We start from the raw sequence: 16,509 nt of genomic DNA on the forward strand, positions 1-16,509 counted from the left end.
ACGTGCTGCTGGTCCACACGACCACGGCTCCTACTCCTGCCGGGCCCATCAGCACGTGGCAGGCACTCGGTCACGGCCGCCGCGAGTCCTCGGCCGACGCAGGACGCCAGTCCGGCATCTGCCCGACGAAGCCTTGGGCCGATCAAGAGGAGGGCTGACCTGCAAGATCCACTTGGCAAGTGAGGGCGGACTTCACCCATCGGCTTTCGTCATCACGATTCGTCGCGCCGAAACCGTCGCTATCTGCGGCGACGCCAGATCAACAGGCCGGCGCGCATACCAGAGGTGAGGACCGGGTCGACCGCGAGGCGGCCGTGGAAGGAGACATCGGTGTCGTGCGGGGCGTTGACGCGGGTGACGCCGGTTCCCGCGGTGGCGGGGGTGCCCATGGGGTGGCCGGTGAGGGAGATCTTGCCCGCCTCGCCCTGTATGAGGTTGAGATCGCAGCGTCTGCCCGAGGCGATGGCCGTCGACTTGCCGCTGCCGGTGAACAGCTTGGCGTTGACCGCGGCGTCGTTCTTGCGGTCGACGAACGCGACCTTGCCGTCGGCGGCGGCCCGGATGCCGAACCGGGCACTGTCTGGGTCCGCGAGGTTCTTCACCTTGCCGAAGTGGTCGAGGTGGACAAGGCGGCTGCCGAGTGCGGCGACTGTGCCGTCCTTCACTGGAACCGCGCCGGTGATCTCACCCTTCGTGCCTGTGATCTTCCCAGCCAAATTCACCGTGACCACGCGCATGTGTGCTCGCGCGATCGTTCACGTCCCGGAAAACGGTGAACGCGGCTGTGCGCGTTGCCGTGTTGCACGATGGGGCGAAGTAGGCCGGCGACGCCGTGAACGGCAGCTTTGTCACATGCCCAGTCACCAGGTTGACGATGGCGGTGGACACGCCGCCCCGCATCAGGTCAGGTTTGTTCGTGTGTTCAGGCACGAGCGCGGGGAGCGCACCCCTATAGGTCCACGTGTACGGTCGCTCCGCGACGCCGACGAATGTGGCCTCATCGCGGAAGCCGTCAGGGGGCGGCGGACGGAGAGGGCGCCTTCTACGGCGAGAGGGGCTTCATCAGGCATTTGAACGCAAAGCCTGCATGCTATTACCCATCCCGATCACCTTCCAGTAGCAGCCTCCGGTTGCCTCTCAAAGGCGCCGCTGAAAGGTGAAGAGCTCAGCTGAGACCAGTCGTGCGCCCGGGATTCCATGCCGTGAGACGGCATGGAATCCTGAGCTTGCGGCGCGTACAGCGCTGCCTAGTTGCAGTTCGTCGAGTCTCGAACAGCGTTGACGAGGTATGTGCTTGAGCTTGAGCTGTTCTTCATCAGTGCGGTGACCGTGCCGCAACCGCCGTGGGCGCGGTAGACAGGTCCTGCGTACTGGCTGAAGTTGCCCTCGTCACTCGCACAGCCCTCTGCCGTGTAGTTCGAGCAGAGCTTGAGCTTCATCCACTTCGCGCCACTCGTGTTGTTGTCGAAGATGGCGCACGTAGGAGCGTCATTACTCGCGGGGTTGGATCCCTTGACGTAGACGAAGAGAGTCCCCAGGCGCGAGGCATCGGGCAACTGCTCGGCCTTGTAGAGGTTGTATCCCGTACCACAGACAGTCGCGGCGGCTACGACTGCAACGGGATTCTCCGCTGCAATTGCCCTGGCGTTCTTGTCGGCCTTGGCCGAAATGCTGGGAACCGGCCGGTCGGCTGCCGCGACCTGCGGAGCAGTCAGGACGAGTATGCCCAGGGTGGCTGCAGCCGCTGAAAAGACGATTCTTGCTGCGTGCCGGCTTCGCACGGTCATGAGATCCCCCTCTGGAAACCATTCAAGTAGCCGCCCAAGAAACTCAAGAAACATGGATGGGCGAAGCGAATAACAGCAGCGAGAGCCAATCAGATCGCTCCTCCTGCTGTCTACGTGGATTTCTGCGAGAAAACGGATGCTGTTGTTCCACTGTGACCCTATGCGCGTGGACCTTCCTCTCTCGAGGGGAAGAATCAGGCAATCGTCCGACCGCCCAGTTACCCGTAGTCCCGATCCCGGGGTGAGTTGAGTGGTGCACGTCACGCCATGGGCGAAGCTGCCGACCTGCCTATTTTTGGCCATTGGCCGAAGGTTGGCGGAAGTATGGAGAGGCAACGACACCTGCGGGTTCGTGATCACGGGGAGTGCCATTGATGTGGCTCTGGCAACCGTGCACTTGAGGCCCCGGAGGGAGAACGCGCCGCGCCATGCTGAAGCAATTAATCCTGGCGTCGAGCAGGGCATGATCGCTGCGGCTGAGGAGGAAATGGCCACGGCGGTTCCCGCCGAGCATCGGGTGCGGCTGCAGCTCAACACCGGCAGTACCGCTAAGGACGTGTTGGAGGGACGCCTCTATCAACCGCACCCGGATTCGGTTTTCCTGCCCGGTAACAACGTCTTCCTCCACTTTCGTCAGGTCGCGGGCGTCTACCGGGACCTCCTCGCCGGTGGGTCGAACCGGCAGCCCGAGTGGGTTCCCTTTACCCAGAGGTCCGACGCCCCCTACGGGTATTTCCTCGACACCGGCGCGGGATCGGCACCGGCTCCGGCTCCGGCTCCGGTGATGTACTTCGCGGAGGCGGCGCTTCCAAAGCTTGTCTTCCCCGCTCTGGCCGATTCCCTTGAAGCCACGGCCACCACTCTAGAAAACAGGAGTGAAATCCACGCTCGGGGGAACCGGGTTCCTTATGAGCCGGCCACTGACGTTTTCTCACTGAAGATCATTTCCAATTGCCGTTGAAGACAAGGGCAGCCCGCGCTATGTCGCCAATCCGGCTCGGGCTGAGCGTGACGCGTTGAGTGCGCGCCAGCGTTCCTTGAGCTCGGGGCTGCACGACCACCCGCGGCCGGGGGCTCCAGTGCGACCTGGCCCTGCGCCCAGATCGCAACACCGGGCAGATGCGCTCCCAAGCGGACGGCCGGAGCGGGAGTAGCGCCGTGGGCGCTACGAGCAGAAGGCACGTTCTCGCCCTGGCTGCCGATTGCTCTGTCGGGCTGGGGCCGCCGGCAGCCATTGCGCGAACAGTCCCTGGCCAGGCATGATGCCCCGCGTTGTTCGTGAGGCAGGGGTGGAACAGCTGTGAACCAGGAAGCCCGCAATGGCGGAGCGGAATCGTCGGGAATGGTCGGCCGAGTCCGCTATCGGGCTTCGTGGCAGCAGTCCCTGCCACTGGGCCTGATCCTCGGCGCCGCCGTGCTGATGCAGTTGTCGAACCCCTTGCTGTGGGCGCACCAGCGGCCCGGCCTGCCGTTCGAGTCGCGGGTCCTGGCCATGGTGCTGCCGTTCTTCGTCACGCTCGAACTGTGGGTGCTGAGCCGCTACGTCGGGGTAACCCTGACCCCTGAGGCGGTCGTCGTCCACAACCTGCGCCGCCGGACCATCTCGTGGACCAACGTGGCCGAGGTCGCAGTCGAGCCGTTCACCGGCGGACGGCGGGTGGTCCTCTACGAGACGGATGGACACCGCACCCCGCTACGAATGCCCAGCTCCGGTTTCCTGTCCCGCGACCGCCAGTTTGACGACAAGGTCGCGACCATCCGCAGCTGGTGGCTTGCCAACGGCGGCGCGGCCCAAGTCGAAGACACAGCTGGTGAACTCGGCGCCTGGGGGCATACCTACGGCCGGCTGCCCGAGCGACTGGGCATGCGACCTGCGCCAAGCCGGTGTGTGCCCACGGTCCTGCTGCTCGGCTGGCTTGCGGCTGATGCGGTGATGGCGGGGTTCGCCGAGGGGCCCGGCGCTGATCACCCGACGCTCCTTGGCCGCACGCTCGGCGCACTCGTCGCGATCTCGCTGCTGCTGGGCGCGGGCTTCCTGAGCTTCGGCAGAGGCGTCATCCTCACTGCCGACCACCTGGTCATACGAGGGCTGCGGCCCCGTACCGTTCCCTGGGACGAGATTCAAGGGATCGCCGTCGAGCGCCACCGCGGCGGGCGCAGGCTAGTCATCCTTGAAGCAAGCAGTCGCCGAACGCCATTGCCAGTACCACGTGTCGGACGCGTGCTCTGGGACTCGGAGTTCGAAGCCAAGAGCCAAACGCTACGTCACTGGTGGCGCACCCACGCGGAGATTGACACGACCCCGACCGAAGCGGCGCTCCAACCCTCGGACCAGCCACCGCTCCTTCCCTACCGCGGACCGCGTCTGTGGCAGAAGGGAGTGTTGGCCCTGGCCTGCATCGTCCTCGGCTACGAGATCCTCGTGTCAGTTCTAGTCGGAACTCTGTTCCTCACCGCCGGTCAGTGAGAAGACCTCACTGACACGGGAATGCTGCGCTAGGTCGGGGATTCGCAGCAGCTGCCGACGGGCTGCCCACCACTCCAGCTGTAGACCGCGGCTTCACGGCTGTTGCGCGGCCAGCCGGTGGTAGTGGCAGGCCCGGGCAGGGACTTGGCGGGCGTGTTCGTCGGCGCGGACGACGGCGAGGAAGGCATGGGCGAACATGGAGGACTGACGCAGCGCTTCCAGGACGTGTAGCGGCAGACCTGGCGCTCTTCCAGTCCGGTCAGGCCCTTGCCCTCGCCCCTCGCCCCTTGCCCCTCGCCCCTTGCCGGACTGCAACGTCTCTTCCACTCGCCATCTTGATCCAGCGACTCGCACCAGGGTCGTCAGAGGTACGGGTCGGGTTGCGCAGCAGCGGTAGTAGGCGAGGCCGTAGCCGGTGCCTCGTTCCTCCAGTGCGGCTCGCAGTTTCGGGTTGCCGCCGTAGAGTTCGTCGCGGTGATCCACGACGCGTGGTGGCCGGCGTCAGAAACCGGCCGATCATGCGGGTGGCCAATTCCGGTTCGTTCGTGAAGGCGATCTCCTCGCCAAGTCCGGCGTCCCGGCGGCCGCCTGGCGCGAAGGTCCAGGAGCGCGGGACACACAGTTCCCGGTCCACCGACGCGTGCCCGCGCCGACCTGCGTTAATCAGGTAGACGGCGACCTGGGTGTCCCAGGCGGTGCCAGGGCGTGTCCGATGGGCCGCATTCGATTCAGACATCCCACGGCCGTCTTGGCATGCCGCCCGTTGGCGTTTCGTCAGTCCGCTAATGTGCGGCCATGTTGCAGACGAGATTCACCGATATGTTCGGGCTTACTCATCCGGTGATGTCGGCCCCCATGGCCCTGCACAGTGGCGGGACACTCGCCGCCGCGGTCTCCGCCGCCGGCGGCCTCGGCTGTTTCGGGGGTACGCATCCCTGGAAGGGACCCGACTGGATCCGTGCGGAGATCGCGACCATCCGTGCCACGACGGACCGGCCGTTCGCAGTCGGGTTCATCACGCCGTTCCTCCCCTTCACCGAGCCGCTGTTCGACGCCACGCTGGAGAAGCGGCCAGAGGTCGTCGCGTTGTCGTTCGCCGATCCCCAACCGTGGCTTGCCCGAGCCAAGGACGCGGGAGCCCGGGTGATGTGCCAGGTCCAGAACTACGAGGACGCCGAGGCGGCGGTTGCCGCGGGGGCCGATGTCCTCGTGGCGCAGGGCAACGAGGCCGGCGGTCACACCGGGACGATGGGTCTGTTGCCGTTCCTGACCGGGATCGTGCGCAGGTACCCGGATGTCCCGGTGCTGGCCGCAGGCGGCATTGGCGACGGACGAACTCTCGCGGCCGTCCTCACCGCCGGTGCGGACGGTGCCTGGCTGGGCACGGCATTCCTTGCCACACCCGAGGCGGTCGAGGTACACGACGTCCACAAGCGCCTGATCGTCGAGAGCGACGGCGGCGACACCGTGTGGACACAGGCCTACGACATCGTGTCAGGACTGCCGTGGCCGACCGGTATCGGTGAACGCGTCCGACGCAACCGGTTCACCGACGAGTGGGCGGAGAGCGCATCAACCCTGCGGGACCGCGCGGAGGAATTCAGGCCTGAGGAAGGTGCCAACCCCTTCGGGGCCCCGCCCGACCCCGACACGGGTGAGATCATCTACGGCCAGTCGGCGTCCTTCGTCGATGGCGTGCGCCCGGCCGCTGACGTGGTCCGCGCCATCAGCGACGAGGCCGAAGCAATCCTGGATTCGCGGCCTCGCTCGCTGCTCGGCCGCTCGACAACCTGATCGGCGTGGCGGCCGGCCCCGACGGAAACGGCCGCACACGCCCATCCTCTGTGGCCCTGACACTCAGAATCCAGAGCGCCGCCCCCATCAACACGACACGTCTCGTCAGACGTGTCGTCGCGCATGGCAGCACAACTGGGTGTTCGGGGCGTCAGGAGCGGAGCCAAAGACGTTCGGCAGCAAGGGTCACGGTGCCGTGGAACACATAGGCCCACTCGTCAGAGCGCGCGGCCACCGCGTGGGCGGTGGACCCGCTGGTCACCGCGTTCCGGAATGATGCGCTTGATCTGCCGACGCCGCAGGTAACGGCATTCGAGGCATGGTGAGTACGGATTGTCACCGCTCAGATGGTCCGGCCCGGTGCGGGGATGGCCGCCCGCCGGACGATACACGCAAATGCGTTCCGGGACCGCGATCGTCTGCGAAACGATCCCCCGTTCCCGCCGATGACCCGGGGATTCACGGAACTGCGGACAGAGCCGACGTAGGTGAGGGTGTTCCGCTGCCGGTGTGAGCGTCGGCAGCGGGTCTGCCCGATCTTCCCGGTCGCCGGTCAGGGCTGGATGTTCTCCAGGTCCTCCAGAAGGCACGGGTGCTTCGGCTCCCAGCCGGATGCCTGCCGGGTGTGGGTGCTGGACGAGGGCTGGTCGGTCGCGAAGATCGGGCCGAGAGGGCCGTAGGTCTCCGATGGGACCGACTCGACCGGCAGGCCCAGCCGTCGGCCGATGACCGCGGCGATGTCCCGCACCTTGTCTCCCTCGTCGGCCACGGCGTGCCAGGAGGTACCGGCCGGGGCCTGCTCCAGGGCAAGCCGGAAGAGGACTGCCGCGTCGAGCGCGTGCACGGCCGGCCAACGCTGTGCGCCGTCGCCCGGGTAGCCGGACACTCCTGTCTGGCGTGCGATGCCGGTCAGCAGACCGGCGAACCCGCCCGTGCCCTGGTTGTGAACCGTGCGCGGCATGCGTACGGCCGTGCTCCGGACTCCGCGTGCGGCCAAGCCCAGGACCGCCGTGACCGCGCGACCGCGACCACCGACCGGCCCGTCGGTCGGCAGCGGGTCGGCCTCGGTGGAGGCACGGTCCGGCGCATAGGGCGTACCCGAGACGGTGACGAAGGGGCGGTCGCTGCCGACGAGTTCCTCGCCGAGGGCAGCGAGGGCGGCACTTTCCTCGGCGACCGCCTTCGCGAGGGCGTCGGGGCTGCTGAAGTCGTTGGCGAATGCCAGGTGGATCACCCCGTCGGCCTGAGCGACGCCGGCGCGAAGGATGTCCAGATCGGCGAGACCTCCCCGGAGCGGTTCGGCGCCGGCCGCCTCGGCGACCAGCGCGGACGCGTCGGAGCGGGCGAGCGCGAGGACGGTGTGGCCGTTGCCGAGCAGTTCGGCGACGACGGCGGAACCGATCAGACCGGTGCCACCGGTGACAAAGACGCGCATGAAACTCTCCCCCAAGTGATGGGACTCTTGTCCCATCACCATAGCAGGGTGATGGGACAAGAGTCCCATCACGTACGATGGCCCCATGGGTCGATGGGAACCAGGCGCACGCGAACGCCTCGTCATGGCCGCCGTCGACCTGTTCACCGAGCAGGGGTACGACGCCACGACGGTCGCGCAGATCGCCGAGCGCGCAGGAGTCACCAAGAGCACCTTCTTCCGGCACTTCCCCGACAAGCGCGAGCTGCTGGTGGCCGGACAGGAGACGCTGAGCCGGCTGCTGGCCGAGGGGATCGCCGAGGCGCCCGGCGATGCCAGCCCGCTCGAGGCGGTCGCTGCCGGTCTTGAGCGCGCCTCGAGCGTGATGGGCCCCATGAATCGCGAGCTCGCCCCCCGCCTGAAGGCGGCCGTCGCCGCCAGCGCCGAACTTCAAGAACGTGACGCCCTCAAGAGCGTCAGCCTCGCGGCCGCGATGACAACCGCTCTGGTCGCCCGCGGCGTACCCGATCCGACCGCGGCTCTCGCGGGCGAGCTGGGCGTCCTCGCGTTCAAGCGGGGGTACGCCGAATGGTCCGAGGGCGACCGCGACGCCAAGGACGGGCTCGCGGAGTACACCCTGGCGGCCCTGGACGACCTGCGTGCGGCGAGCGCAACGCTGGGCTGACCGGACAAACCTCACCCGTCATTCACAGAACTGCGGTCACAGCCGCTTTCCAGAGTCCTCATCAGTTTCCGGAGCTGGGTATACGCCAGTCGTACGTCGCCGAGCCGGGTCAGCATGATCGGCCGGGGCCGCCTCGCGGCTGGACCGTTGGATCCGACAGCCGCGGCTTCGACGGCGGCAAGCTCATCAATGGCACGCTTCGGGGCGTCGCCGCGCTTTCAGGCAGGCTCTACCGCGGCCCGGCGCGGTGGCTGTGCCCCCTGAGGGACTCAGCGGGCGCACCGGCTCCCTTGCGTCTCGTCGAGGAACCCCATGAAGTACACGAACAAGCCGAGCAGGGCTATGAGGAGACAGCCCGTCAGCGGCCCTTGACGGCATCGACGAACGAGCGGTTCACGAACGCGGCAAGGGGGCAGGGGCAACTCGCCCCGTGGCACCGTTCGGCTCAGTTGTCCGCCGTATCCGCGGTGCCGGTCGAGAACGGGGGCTTCGGCGTCTGCCGCACGGCGCACAGCGCGAGGGAGAGTTCGGTGATGCCGCGGGGATCGGTGAGGGAGCGGCCTGTACGCTCGGCGATGCGGCGCAGGCGCATGCGCACCGTGTTGGGATGAACGTACAGACGCTTGGCGGCCTCCTCGGCCGATCCACCGCAGTCGAACCAGGCGTCCAGCGTGTCCAACAGCAACTCACAATCGCCGGCCGGCAGGGCCTCGATCGGACCGAGGACGGTGGCGGCGACGCGGGCCATGACGTCGGGTGCGCCGGCTGACGCGACCGCAACCGGGGAGTCGTCGAAGACGGTCACGGCGCCGCTCTCCGCGTCGCCGCCGCGCATGGCGACCTTGGCGAAGCGCAGGGCTTCCCCCGTGCGGCACAGGTCGTCGTAGGAGGGACTCACCCCAACCCGCTGCTTCGCCTGCTGCCGCAACACCTCGGCGAGGTCGTTCAGGTCCCGGGGGGTACGCAGGTACACGATGCCCACCTGCATATCGGGGCGCAGCCGCCAGGCGGACCGAATTCCGCGCCGACTCAGGAGGGCCGCGGCCTCCGGCAGGGCCTGCCGACCGATGTGCGGTACCTCTGCGGCGACCACGGTGAACGGGCCTTTGCGCGGCACGCCCAGGACCTCCGCCGCGGACCACGCGGCGTCGGGGTCCATGCTCCTGCCTTCCAGTAGCGCCTCCACCAGCGCCGAACGCTCATGCTCATGGGCGACGAGCCGCTCGGCCACCGCGTCGTGGTACCCCGAGACCATGGCCTCGGTGATGCCGTCCTGGAGCACCCACATCGCCGAGGCCGCCGCGACCAGCATGTCGCTCCCCACCTCGGGGTTTGTGGTGGCTTCGGCGAGTACTGCCTCCCAGAAGTACTTCACGCCGATGCGGTAGGCCGTCATCACGGCGGGAAGCGGCACATTCTGCAGAGCGCGGCGGCGGCCGATGCGGGCCGCGGCCTCGGTGTCCACAGGTACCTGTCCGGTCAGCGCCCGGAGTGCGTTGCCGAGGTGGGTCCGGCAAGCCTCCTCCAGCTCTTCCGCGGGCACCACGTCGTAGTTGTAGTCGCGCGAGCCGGCGCGGATTCGCGCCGCCATCTCCTTCGCCAGCTGCCCGACGCGTTCGAGCAACACGGTCGCCAGGGCGTTGATCTCCTTCTCGACCAATGTCTTCTCCGGCTCACCGATCAGGAGTCTTTCCTCTACAGTACCGCCGGAGCGTCGGTTCGCTCCGTGTCCGAGTCACCTGACACCGCCGCGGGCCGGCGACGACCGGAAGCCGTTGGACCAGTCGGCGGGGCTTCGACGCATGGCCCAGGCCAGGTCGAAGGCCGGACGCCAGAACCAGCAGGGCCCCAAGTCACACACGGTGATGGCCGGCGGTGGAATGACAGCACGTCAGAACGGCGAGTACATGGACCGACTCGTCATGCTGTAACGATGAGTACACGGACCAACTAGTCATGCGGTTCGGCACTGTTCAGTCATGCATGGCCGAACGGGGTTGGTCCTCGCCGGGTGCCATCGCCTCCAGGGCGGCGCGAAGCGCGGCGCGTGAGGTGATACCGAGCTTGGGATACAGCCGGTGCAGATGGGAGCCGACCGTGCGGTGGGACAGGAACAGCCGCTCGCCGATCTGCTTGTTGGTCAGGCCGATGGCCGCCAGCTCGGCGATCTGGCGTTCCTGCACGGTCAACGCGACGGTCGGTGCGTCCGACCCGGTGGTGGTGGCGACGCCAGTGGCGCGTAGCTCGTTGCGGGCCCGCTGGGCCATGGCTTTCGCGCCGATCCGGTCGAAGGTTTCGAGGGCGGCGCTCAGGTACAGGCGGGCGCGGGGGTCGCGGGTGCGGCGCAGCCACTGCCCGTAGGCGAGCTGGATGCGCGCGTGTTCCCACGGCCACCGGGCCGCTCGGGGCAGGGACAGGGCCGCCTCGAACAGGGGTCCGGCTTCGTTCTCGTCGGCAGCCACAGCCGCGGCCCCGGCGGTGATTATCGCGATGCGGGGGGAGATGCGGTGGATGCCTGCCCGTTGCGCGGCGGCGAGGTGGGCGCGGGCCTCGTCGACGCGGCCGGTGCGAACCGCCGTCTCGACCAGGTCCAGGACCACCCACCGGCCGGGAATGCCGAGGCTCGGTGCGCCGGGCGGGTCGATCCTGGCCACCTGGACGTAGGCCTCCTCGTAGTCGCCTTGGCCCATGGCCGCGAGGCGGCGAGCGGCTCGGGCGTAGGCCTCCGTCACCTCGATGCCGCGGGGCGCCGCCCAGGTCGTGGTCTCCTCGCTGCGGGTGCGGGCGAGGTCCACATCGCCGCGGAGAGCCGCACCGGCTGCCAGTAGCGCCCGCAGCTGTCGCTCCCAGAAGCGGTAGCCGTAGACAGCTGCCAGGACCAGCCCCTCCTGTGCCAGACTCTCGGCCTCGTCCCACTCTCCGTGGACGTAGGAGTCGTGGCAGAGCAGCATCAAAGCGGGAATGACCATGGCGACCGCGCCGCCGTCGCGTTCCCGTTCGATCATGCGAGAGACCAGGTACCTGTAGTCGGACAGGGTGTCCATCGCGACCGCCGCGAAGGCCAGCGGGATCAGCTGCCAGGGTGCCGCGTCGGCAGGCAGTGCCGCGAAGGCGTCGGCGAGGCCCTTCCGCAACGCATCGGGGGCGCGAGTGGGGTCGACGTACGCGTCGTGGCACAGCCTGAACGGTGATACCGCGGCCGATTCGAACCGGGCCATTGCGGTCTTGAGGAGCTGCCACGGCTCGGGGCGGAGGGCATAGAGGCTGACGAGGAGCAGCGCGTACAGGATGCCGTAGTGGTCCCAGTTGTCGTTCTTGGCGGTGTCGGTGTTGGCGTCGAGCGCCCGGGTCAGGAGCCGGTAGGCGGCATCGACATCGCCCTCATCGTTCGTGAGGAGGTGGGCGGTGGCGGCGAAGACCAGCCCGGTCGGCGTGTCGAGTGCCTGACCGGCATCGGCCAACAGCCGTGGGACGTCTTCGAGTTGGCCGGTGAAGGTCGCGAGGTAGGCGGCCTCGACCAGTCGGCGGGACCGGTCGCCCGGATGCGGGCTGAGTTCACCGGCCCGCATGAGCGCGGCCACCGCGGCGGACGCGGCGCCGCGCCGCCGGTCGGAGACGGCCGCCTCGTCCGACGCCCGGGCCGCGTCGCCGGACACCGCGCCGCGGCGCCAGGCGGACAGGGCCGCTTCGTCCAGCGCCCGGGCCACCGCCTCGTCCGGTTCGGTCGCGGCCTCGGCCAGATGCCACGCCCGGCGGTCAGGGAAGTCGGCCAGGGCCACGGCCAGGGAGTGGTGCGCGCTCCGGCGTTCACTGGGGGATGCCCGGTGCACGATCGCGGCGCGGATCAACGGATGGCGAAACGACATGTGGCCGACGGCCGCATCGACATCTACCAGGTTCGCCTGCTGCGCCAGGGCGAGGTCGTCGACGCCCGTGGAATCCTGCGTGGCCTTCCGAATCGTGGCCAGGTCGGCGGCGGCGTACAGCGCAGCCACGAGCAGCACCGTTCGGGTTGGCGCAGGCAGCCTTTCGATGGCAGAGGCGAAGGCCGCTTCCAGTCGCCCGGAGAGAGGCAGGAGCGCGGGCAGCGGGTCCCGGCCCGACCGCTGTCGGCTGCTCAACGCCGCCGGCAGCTCCCGCAGCGCGAGCGGGTTGCCCGCAGCCTCGGCCAGCAACCGCCGCCGTACCGTTGGCGTCAGTCCGGGCCAGCGGGCGTCCAGCAGCTCGGCCGCCGACTGCGCAGCCAACGGCCCGATCTCGCGTACGGGCAGCTGGAGTTGGCGCCAGAGGCCCTCGGTTCCCGTTCGGGCGGCGGCAAGGAAGACGACCGGATCGTCGCTGATCCTGCGGACCACGAACCCCAGCGCGGTCGCGCTGGCGCGGTCGATCCACGGCATGTCGTCGGCGATCATCAGCAGCGGACGCTCTACGGTCACCTCGCCGAGCAGCGCGAGTACCGCCGTCGAGGCGGCCAGCGGGTCCGGCGACAGTCCCGGGGCGAGACCGAAGACCCGGTCGAGGACGTCTCGATGGTGGCCGGCGAGCCGGTCGGCACGCCGGCGCAACGGCCAGAGCATCTGGTGCAGCGCCGAGAAGTTCATCTCGGCCTCGAACTCCACGCCGGAGGCGCGCAGTACCCGCATTCCGACGTCTGCGGCCCGTACCGCGGCGGCATCCAGCAGCGCCGTCTTTCCCACCCCCGGGGCGCCACGCAGCAGCAGGCTGGTGCCGCCCCGATCGTGTCTGGCAAACAGCGAGTTCATCAGTTCCAGCTCGGCCGTGCGCCCAGCCAGGTCCACTCCAGGTCGTGAGCTCGCAGACTTCCCGCCTTCAAATTGGTTGCCGGAAAAATTATGATGGATTGACAAGAAAGAGCATCCTTTATGATTTATTCCATCTGTGACGATCAAGGCCCGGCTCGTAGTCGGTCCTCGGCCCGGCCACCAGGCTCAGCGACGCCGGCCATCGCTGACACCGACCTCTTGCGCTGACAACGATGTCTCCGGCGTAAAGCCATAGCGGAGCAAGGTTCACGTTCACTTCCTCTCGCAGCGACCACGGATGGGCGTAGCCCTGCAACACGCGCACCCCGCAGCAGGTAGAACCGCCCCCACGTGGGCGCACGTCCGCTGCACATCGACAACAAGATCATCTCGAATCGAGAAGCGGTGGTCGATGTTCGCGGCCACAGCAATCGGCTCCGACGGCAGTGACTGGCCACATGGTCGCCACGAGGCATCCGACCGGGGATCGTGGATATCTCCGGCAGACGCCGATGAAATGCGTCAGCGGAGGCCGAATCAGCTCCCCTGACGCTCAGCGTCGGCAGCGGCTTCAGGGACCTCCTGGCCCTGCGGCGCCACGCGGAGCGTGCCTCGCCCCACATGAGCTGATCACGAGCGCTCGCCGAGCGGCGCCAAGCGTTCCGATTGCGCGCACACGCCCCGCAGGCCGACAGAACTCGGCCGCATCACGGCCACGGACAAGGCCACCGTGATCTGGGACATCCCGACCGGCAGGGTGCTGAGCGGGGAGGGGATCCGCTTTCCCTCATACGGGGATCGGGCCACTCGACGGCCGTAGCGCCGGGTGCGGCGACGCAGCCGACCCGCGCAGAGGCCCGGCGCGCGGATACCCGTTCGTCCTGCCGCCTCGCGTCGCGCACATCAACCCACCGGTCGGCGCTGCGGCCCCGAACCGGCCGCGGGGCGTCAGGTGCGCTGGGCATGGCCGATCCGGATCTCGCCAGGCAACTGACGGTTGACGCGGCGATGGTGTTCCCCTGTGCCTGGCCGGTCCTGCGCGCGTATCGGGTCAGCTCCTGGGTCACGGCCCCATGCGCGTTGCGACGACGCGCTCGCAGACACCGCCAAGGTTCGGCGCGGCGGGCTGGGCATGCTCTTGAACGGTCCGTAAGGTCGCGTCAGCGTCCCGCCGAGACGCCGCTTCTCCCCCACCGTGCGCTTTTGTTCAGCTGCCCGTAGGCCGTCGGCCCGGGGCCGGCGAGGGCGCGGGTGACCGTCGTTGTCGCCACCACAGATGTCGCGCCCGCTTCGTCGGCAGGTGACTGACGGCGATCCCGTTGCTCTGACCGACAGAACTCGGCTTCATGGTGATGGCGGACCGGTCCGGGGCCAGACTCCCGGCTCACCGGCTGCGAGTGCTCAATGCCATCCGCATCCTGGCGCGCCACCACCGAGTCGCCGTCAGGACTGTCGCGGGGCGTTCGGGCCGGGGGCGACACCTCGCCGCATCAACCGGCCAACAGGCAGCGGGTCGTGGGCACTGCCCCACGACCCGCTGCCCGGCCGTTCAGCCGCTCGCACCCGCAGGCACGTCAGAAACCGACTACTTCGCGGCGTCGGCCGCTTCGTCCGCCTCCGCCCGTGCCAGAACCGCGTCCAGCGTGGCGTACTCGGCCTCCTCGATGGCCGCGATCGCGAAGTCTATGGTGGCGGCGGCGTACTCCTCGGCGTCGTCGGCGGCGCTCTGCAGACGCTTCACATCTCGCTCCGCCTTACGCTCCTCCAGCTTCTCGCGGACCGAGTCCACATGCTCCTGCCAGGAAGTCTGCACCTGGTTCCAGGTTCCGGCGACGTTCGCCTTCGCCCGTTGCCCATTCGCCTGCAGCCTTTGCGCGCCCTGCTCGGCCTTGTCCTTTGCGTCGGCCACCGCGGCGGACAGCTTCTGCCGGTCATCCGCGACACTTGCCGCCACGGTCCGCTGCGCTTCCTGGGCCTTCTGCGAGAGCTCGTCGAGGCGGCCGACCTGGCCGTCCGAGGTGGTGCCAGGCGCCTGGTTCTTCTGCGGCGTCGGGTCTGACATGGTGCATCCCTTCCTTGACGGATGTGTGCTGTGCGATGACAGGACGTGCTGAGGTGCATACCGGGGGAATCAGTGAGACCGGGCGGGTCGCTTCCCCGGCCATGTCAGCGAGCCGAACGCCGCGGCCAAGGACAGAGCGGCGGGGAGCAGATACCCGGCTACCGGGCCGATGCGGTCACTGTTGAAGGCACGCATGATTTTGATACCGCCAGCGATAAGGGCACAGACGGCGAACGTCGCCACGGTGACGCCAGGCCACGCCGACACGACGACTCCGACGACGACGGCCGGCCGGCCGCCCTCGCGGGATCAGAGGGGTCGCAGTCGACTTGGCCCTGCTCATACCCTTCTCCCTTCGGAGCGTGTCCGCTCCCGCGGAGTGGCGCGGAAGCGGCGCTGCCGTGACTCTGCCGCAGGGCTGTCTCGGCTCGCTTGGGTCAATCGACTCAATGAACGACGTACGGACGGGCATTCGGCCTTGCACGCAGTCGATTGACCCAAGGGAGGCACCTGCCCCGCGCGTACGCTGGCGGCCGTCTCTCGTGAGCAGCCGATCAAGGAGTGGCCATGGCCCCTGGCAATAATGGGTTCGACGTACACCTTCCGAACGAACAGGCCGTTCTCGCACGGATGCGCGGGACCCAGGACCGGATCGCGGACGCGATCACCACCTTCGCCGGAACGATGCAATTCGTGTATATCCACGCGGCGTGGTTCACGGTCTGGATTGCCTTCAACGAGGGGCTGTTCGGCCACTCCGCGGTCTGGGACCCATACCCTTTCGGACTGCTCACCATGATCGTCAGCCTTGAGGCGATCTTTCTGTCCACCTTCGTCATGGTGAGCCAGAACCGCCAGGCGATGCGCGAGAAGGTCCGCGCCGACCTGGACTTCGAGACCAATATCCGCTCCGAGGTGTGGTCGGCTCACATCGGACATGCCCTCGGAGTCGACCCCCAGCAGGTCGAACAGGAGGTGCAGACCCTCCTCGCGCAGAACCAGGCGAAGATGAGCGGCGCTGAGCAGTCATCTCCATAGATACTGAGCAGTCATCTCCATAGACGCGGTGAGACAGAAGCGCGGAGCCGCAGCGTGGGCCGGCGCCCTCCCTCCCCCCGCCCGCATCCCCCGTACCGTCCGCCAATGAGCCAATCGACTGAAGCCGCGACGCCCACCCAGCGGTGACGATGACCTGCACCGGATCGACCTGTCACCGGGAGTAGCGTCATGATCCAGCGACATCGCCCTTTTCTCTCCTACTGGGACTGGCAACAGCACGCACGCTGCCGGGGCATGGACAGCTCCGTCTTCTTCTCTCCGTCCGGCGAGCAGGGTGCCGAGAAGCAGGCGCGGGAGAAGAAGGCCCGGGCCGTCTGCGGGCGTTGTCCTGTGATCGAGGCCTGTGCCTGGACCGCGATGAGCGGTCCTGAACCGTACGGCGTCTGGGGAGGCATGTCCGAGGGGGAACGCAGACGGCTTCGGCAGGTCCGCCCCCGCAGAATCATTGCGACCGAGTCCGGAAAGTCCGATTCTTGAG

General features: G+C 68.1%; 12 protein-coding genes and 3 pseudogenes. 7 read left to right on the forward strand and 8 right to left on the reverse strand.

The window, feature by feature from the left end:
- Positions 1–28: 28 nt before the first annotated feature.
- Positions 29–261 (forward strand): annotated as a pseudogene (locus tag KVT44_RS43450) (IS5/IS1182 family transposase); the annotation flags it as partial.
- On the opposite strand, the gene KVT44_RS43455 reads toward KVT44_RS43450, so the two are convergent.
- Positions 240–665 (reverse strand): hypothetical protein, encoded by a 426-nt coding sequence (locus KVT44_RS43455; protein ID WP_217573485.1) that lies wholly within the window; start codon positions 663–665, stop codon positions 240–242. The pseudogene KVT44_RS43450 and the gene KVT44_RS43455 overlap by 22 nt on opposite strands.
- A gap of 582 nt (positions 666–1,247) precedes the next feature.
- Positions 1,248–1,787, reverse strand: a complete 540-nt coding sequence (locus KVT44_RS43460; RefSeq protein ID WP_217573487.1) for a hypothetical protein — start codon at positions 1,785–1,787, stop codon at positions 1,248–1,250.
- Positions 1,788–2,037: 250 nt separating this feature from the next.
- Here KVT44_RS43460 and KVT44_RS43465 point away from each other — a divergent pair, with 250 nt between their 5' ends.
- Complete coding sequence (locus KVT44_RS43465; RefSeq protein WP_217573489.1) at positions 2,038–2,748, forward strand: hypothetical protein; 711 nt, start codon at positions 2,038–2,040, stop codon at positions 2,746–2,748.
- Positions 2,749–3,087: 339 nt separating this feature from the next.
- Positions 3,088–4,254 carry a hypothetical protein gene (locus KVT44_RS43470; RefSeq protein WP_217573491.1) on the forward strand — a complete coding sequence of 389 codons (1,167 nt, stop codon included), beginning with the start codon at positions 3,088–3,090 and terminating at the stop codon, positions 4,252–4,254.
- A 153-nt stretch (positions 4,255–4,407) separates the two neighbouring features.
- On the opposite strand, the pseudogene KVT44_RS58890 reads toward KVT44_RS43470, so the two are convergent.
- Positions 4,408–4,942 (reverse strand): annotated as a pseudogene (locus KVT44_RS58890) (transposase); the annotation flags it as partial.
- Between the two features lie 107 nt (positions 4,943–5,049).
- On the opposite strand from KVT44_RS58890, the gene KVT44_RS43475 reads away from it, so the two are divergent.
- Positions 5,050–6,048, forward strand: a complete 999-nt coding sequence (locus KVT44_RS43475; protein ID WP_217573493.1) for a nitronate monooxygenase family protein — start codon at positions 5,050–5,052, stop codon at positions 6,046–6,048.
- 151 nt (positions 6,049–6,199) lie between these two features.
- On the opposite strand, the pseudogene KVT44_RS58895 reads toward KVT44_RS43475, so the two are convergent.
- Together KVT44_RS58895 and KVT44_RS43480 are read right to left on the reverse strand one after the other, a co-directional pair.
- Positions 6,200–6,470 (reverse strand): annotated as a pseudogene (locus tag KVT44_RS58895) (IS5/IS1182 family transposase); the annotation flags it as partial.
- A 131-nt stretch (positions 6,471–6,601) separates the two neighbouring features.
- Entirely contained in the window at positions 6,602–7,483 is an 882-nt protein-coding gene (locus tag KVT44_RS43480) for an SDR family oxidoreductase (RefSeq protein WP_217573495.1), read from the reverse strand.
- Between the two features lie 85 nt (positions 7,484–7,568).
- Here KVT44_RS43480 and KVT44_RS43485 point away from each other — a divergent pair, with 85 nt between their 5' ends.
- Positions 7,569–8,147, forward strand: coding sequence for a TetR/AcrR family transcriptional regulator (locus KVT44_RS43485; protein ID WP_217573497.1), 579 nt, complete (start codon positions 7,569–7,571; stop codon positions 8,145–8,147).
- Positions 8,148–8,592: 445 nt separating this feature from the next.
- Here KVT44_RS43485 and KVT44_RS60260 read toward each other — a convergent pair whose 3' ends face one another.
- From KVT44_RS60260 to KVT44_RS43500, 3 genes are all read right to left on the reverse strand, one after another.
- Complete coding sequence (locus tag KVT44_RS60260) at positions 8,593–9,807, reverse strand: CdaR family transcriptional regulator (protein ID WP_217573499.1); 1,215 nt, start codon at positions 9,805–9,807, stop codon at positions 8,593–8,595.
- A 313-nt stretch (positions 9,808–10,120) separates the two neighbouring features.
- A complete protein-coding gene (locus tag KVT44_RS43495) occupies positions 10,121–12,946 on the reverse strand; it encodes an AAA family ATPase (RefSeq protein WP_308314266.1) in 2,826 nt (941 codons plus the stop codon).
- 1,549 nt (positions 12,947–14,495) lie between these two features.
- On the reverse strand, positions 14,496–14,972 hold the full coding sequence (locus tag KVT44_RS43500; protein WP_217573503.1) for a hypothetical protein: 477 nt from the start codon (positions 14,970–14,972) through the stop codon (positions 14,496–14,498).
- A gap of 567 nt (positions 14,973–15,539) precedes the next feature.
- Here KVT44_RS43500 and KVT44_RS43505 point away from each other — a divergent pair.
- Both KVT44_RS43505 and KVT44_RS43510 read left to right on the forward strand, forming a co-directional pair.
- A complete protein-coding gene (locus tag KVT44_RS43505; RefSeq protein WP_217573505.1) occupies positions 15,540–16,010 on the forward strand; it encodes a DUF1003 domain-containing protein in 471 nt (156 codons plus the stop codon).
- Between the two features lie 189 nt (positions 16,011–16,199).
- The gene (locus KVT44_RS43510) at positions 16,200–16,508 is read left to right on the forward strand and encodes a WhiB family transcriptional regulator (RefSeq protein WP_190173564.1); all 309 of its coding nucleotides are present in this window, start codon (positions 16,200–16,202) and stop codon (positions 16,506–16,508) included.
- The last annotated feature ends 1 nt before the right edge of the window (position 16,509 follow it).

This window comes from Streptomyces sp. GbtcB7 (genome assembly GCF_019091445.1).
GTDB classification, from domain to species: Bacteria; Actinomycetota; Actinomycetes; order Streptomycetales; family Streptomycetaceae; genus Streptomyces; species Streptomyces mirabilis.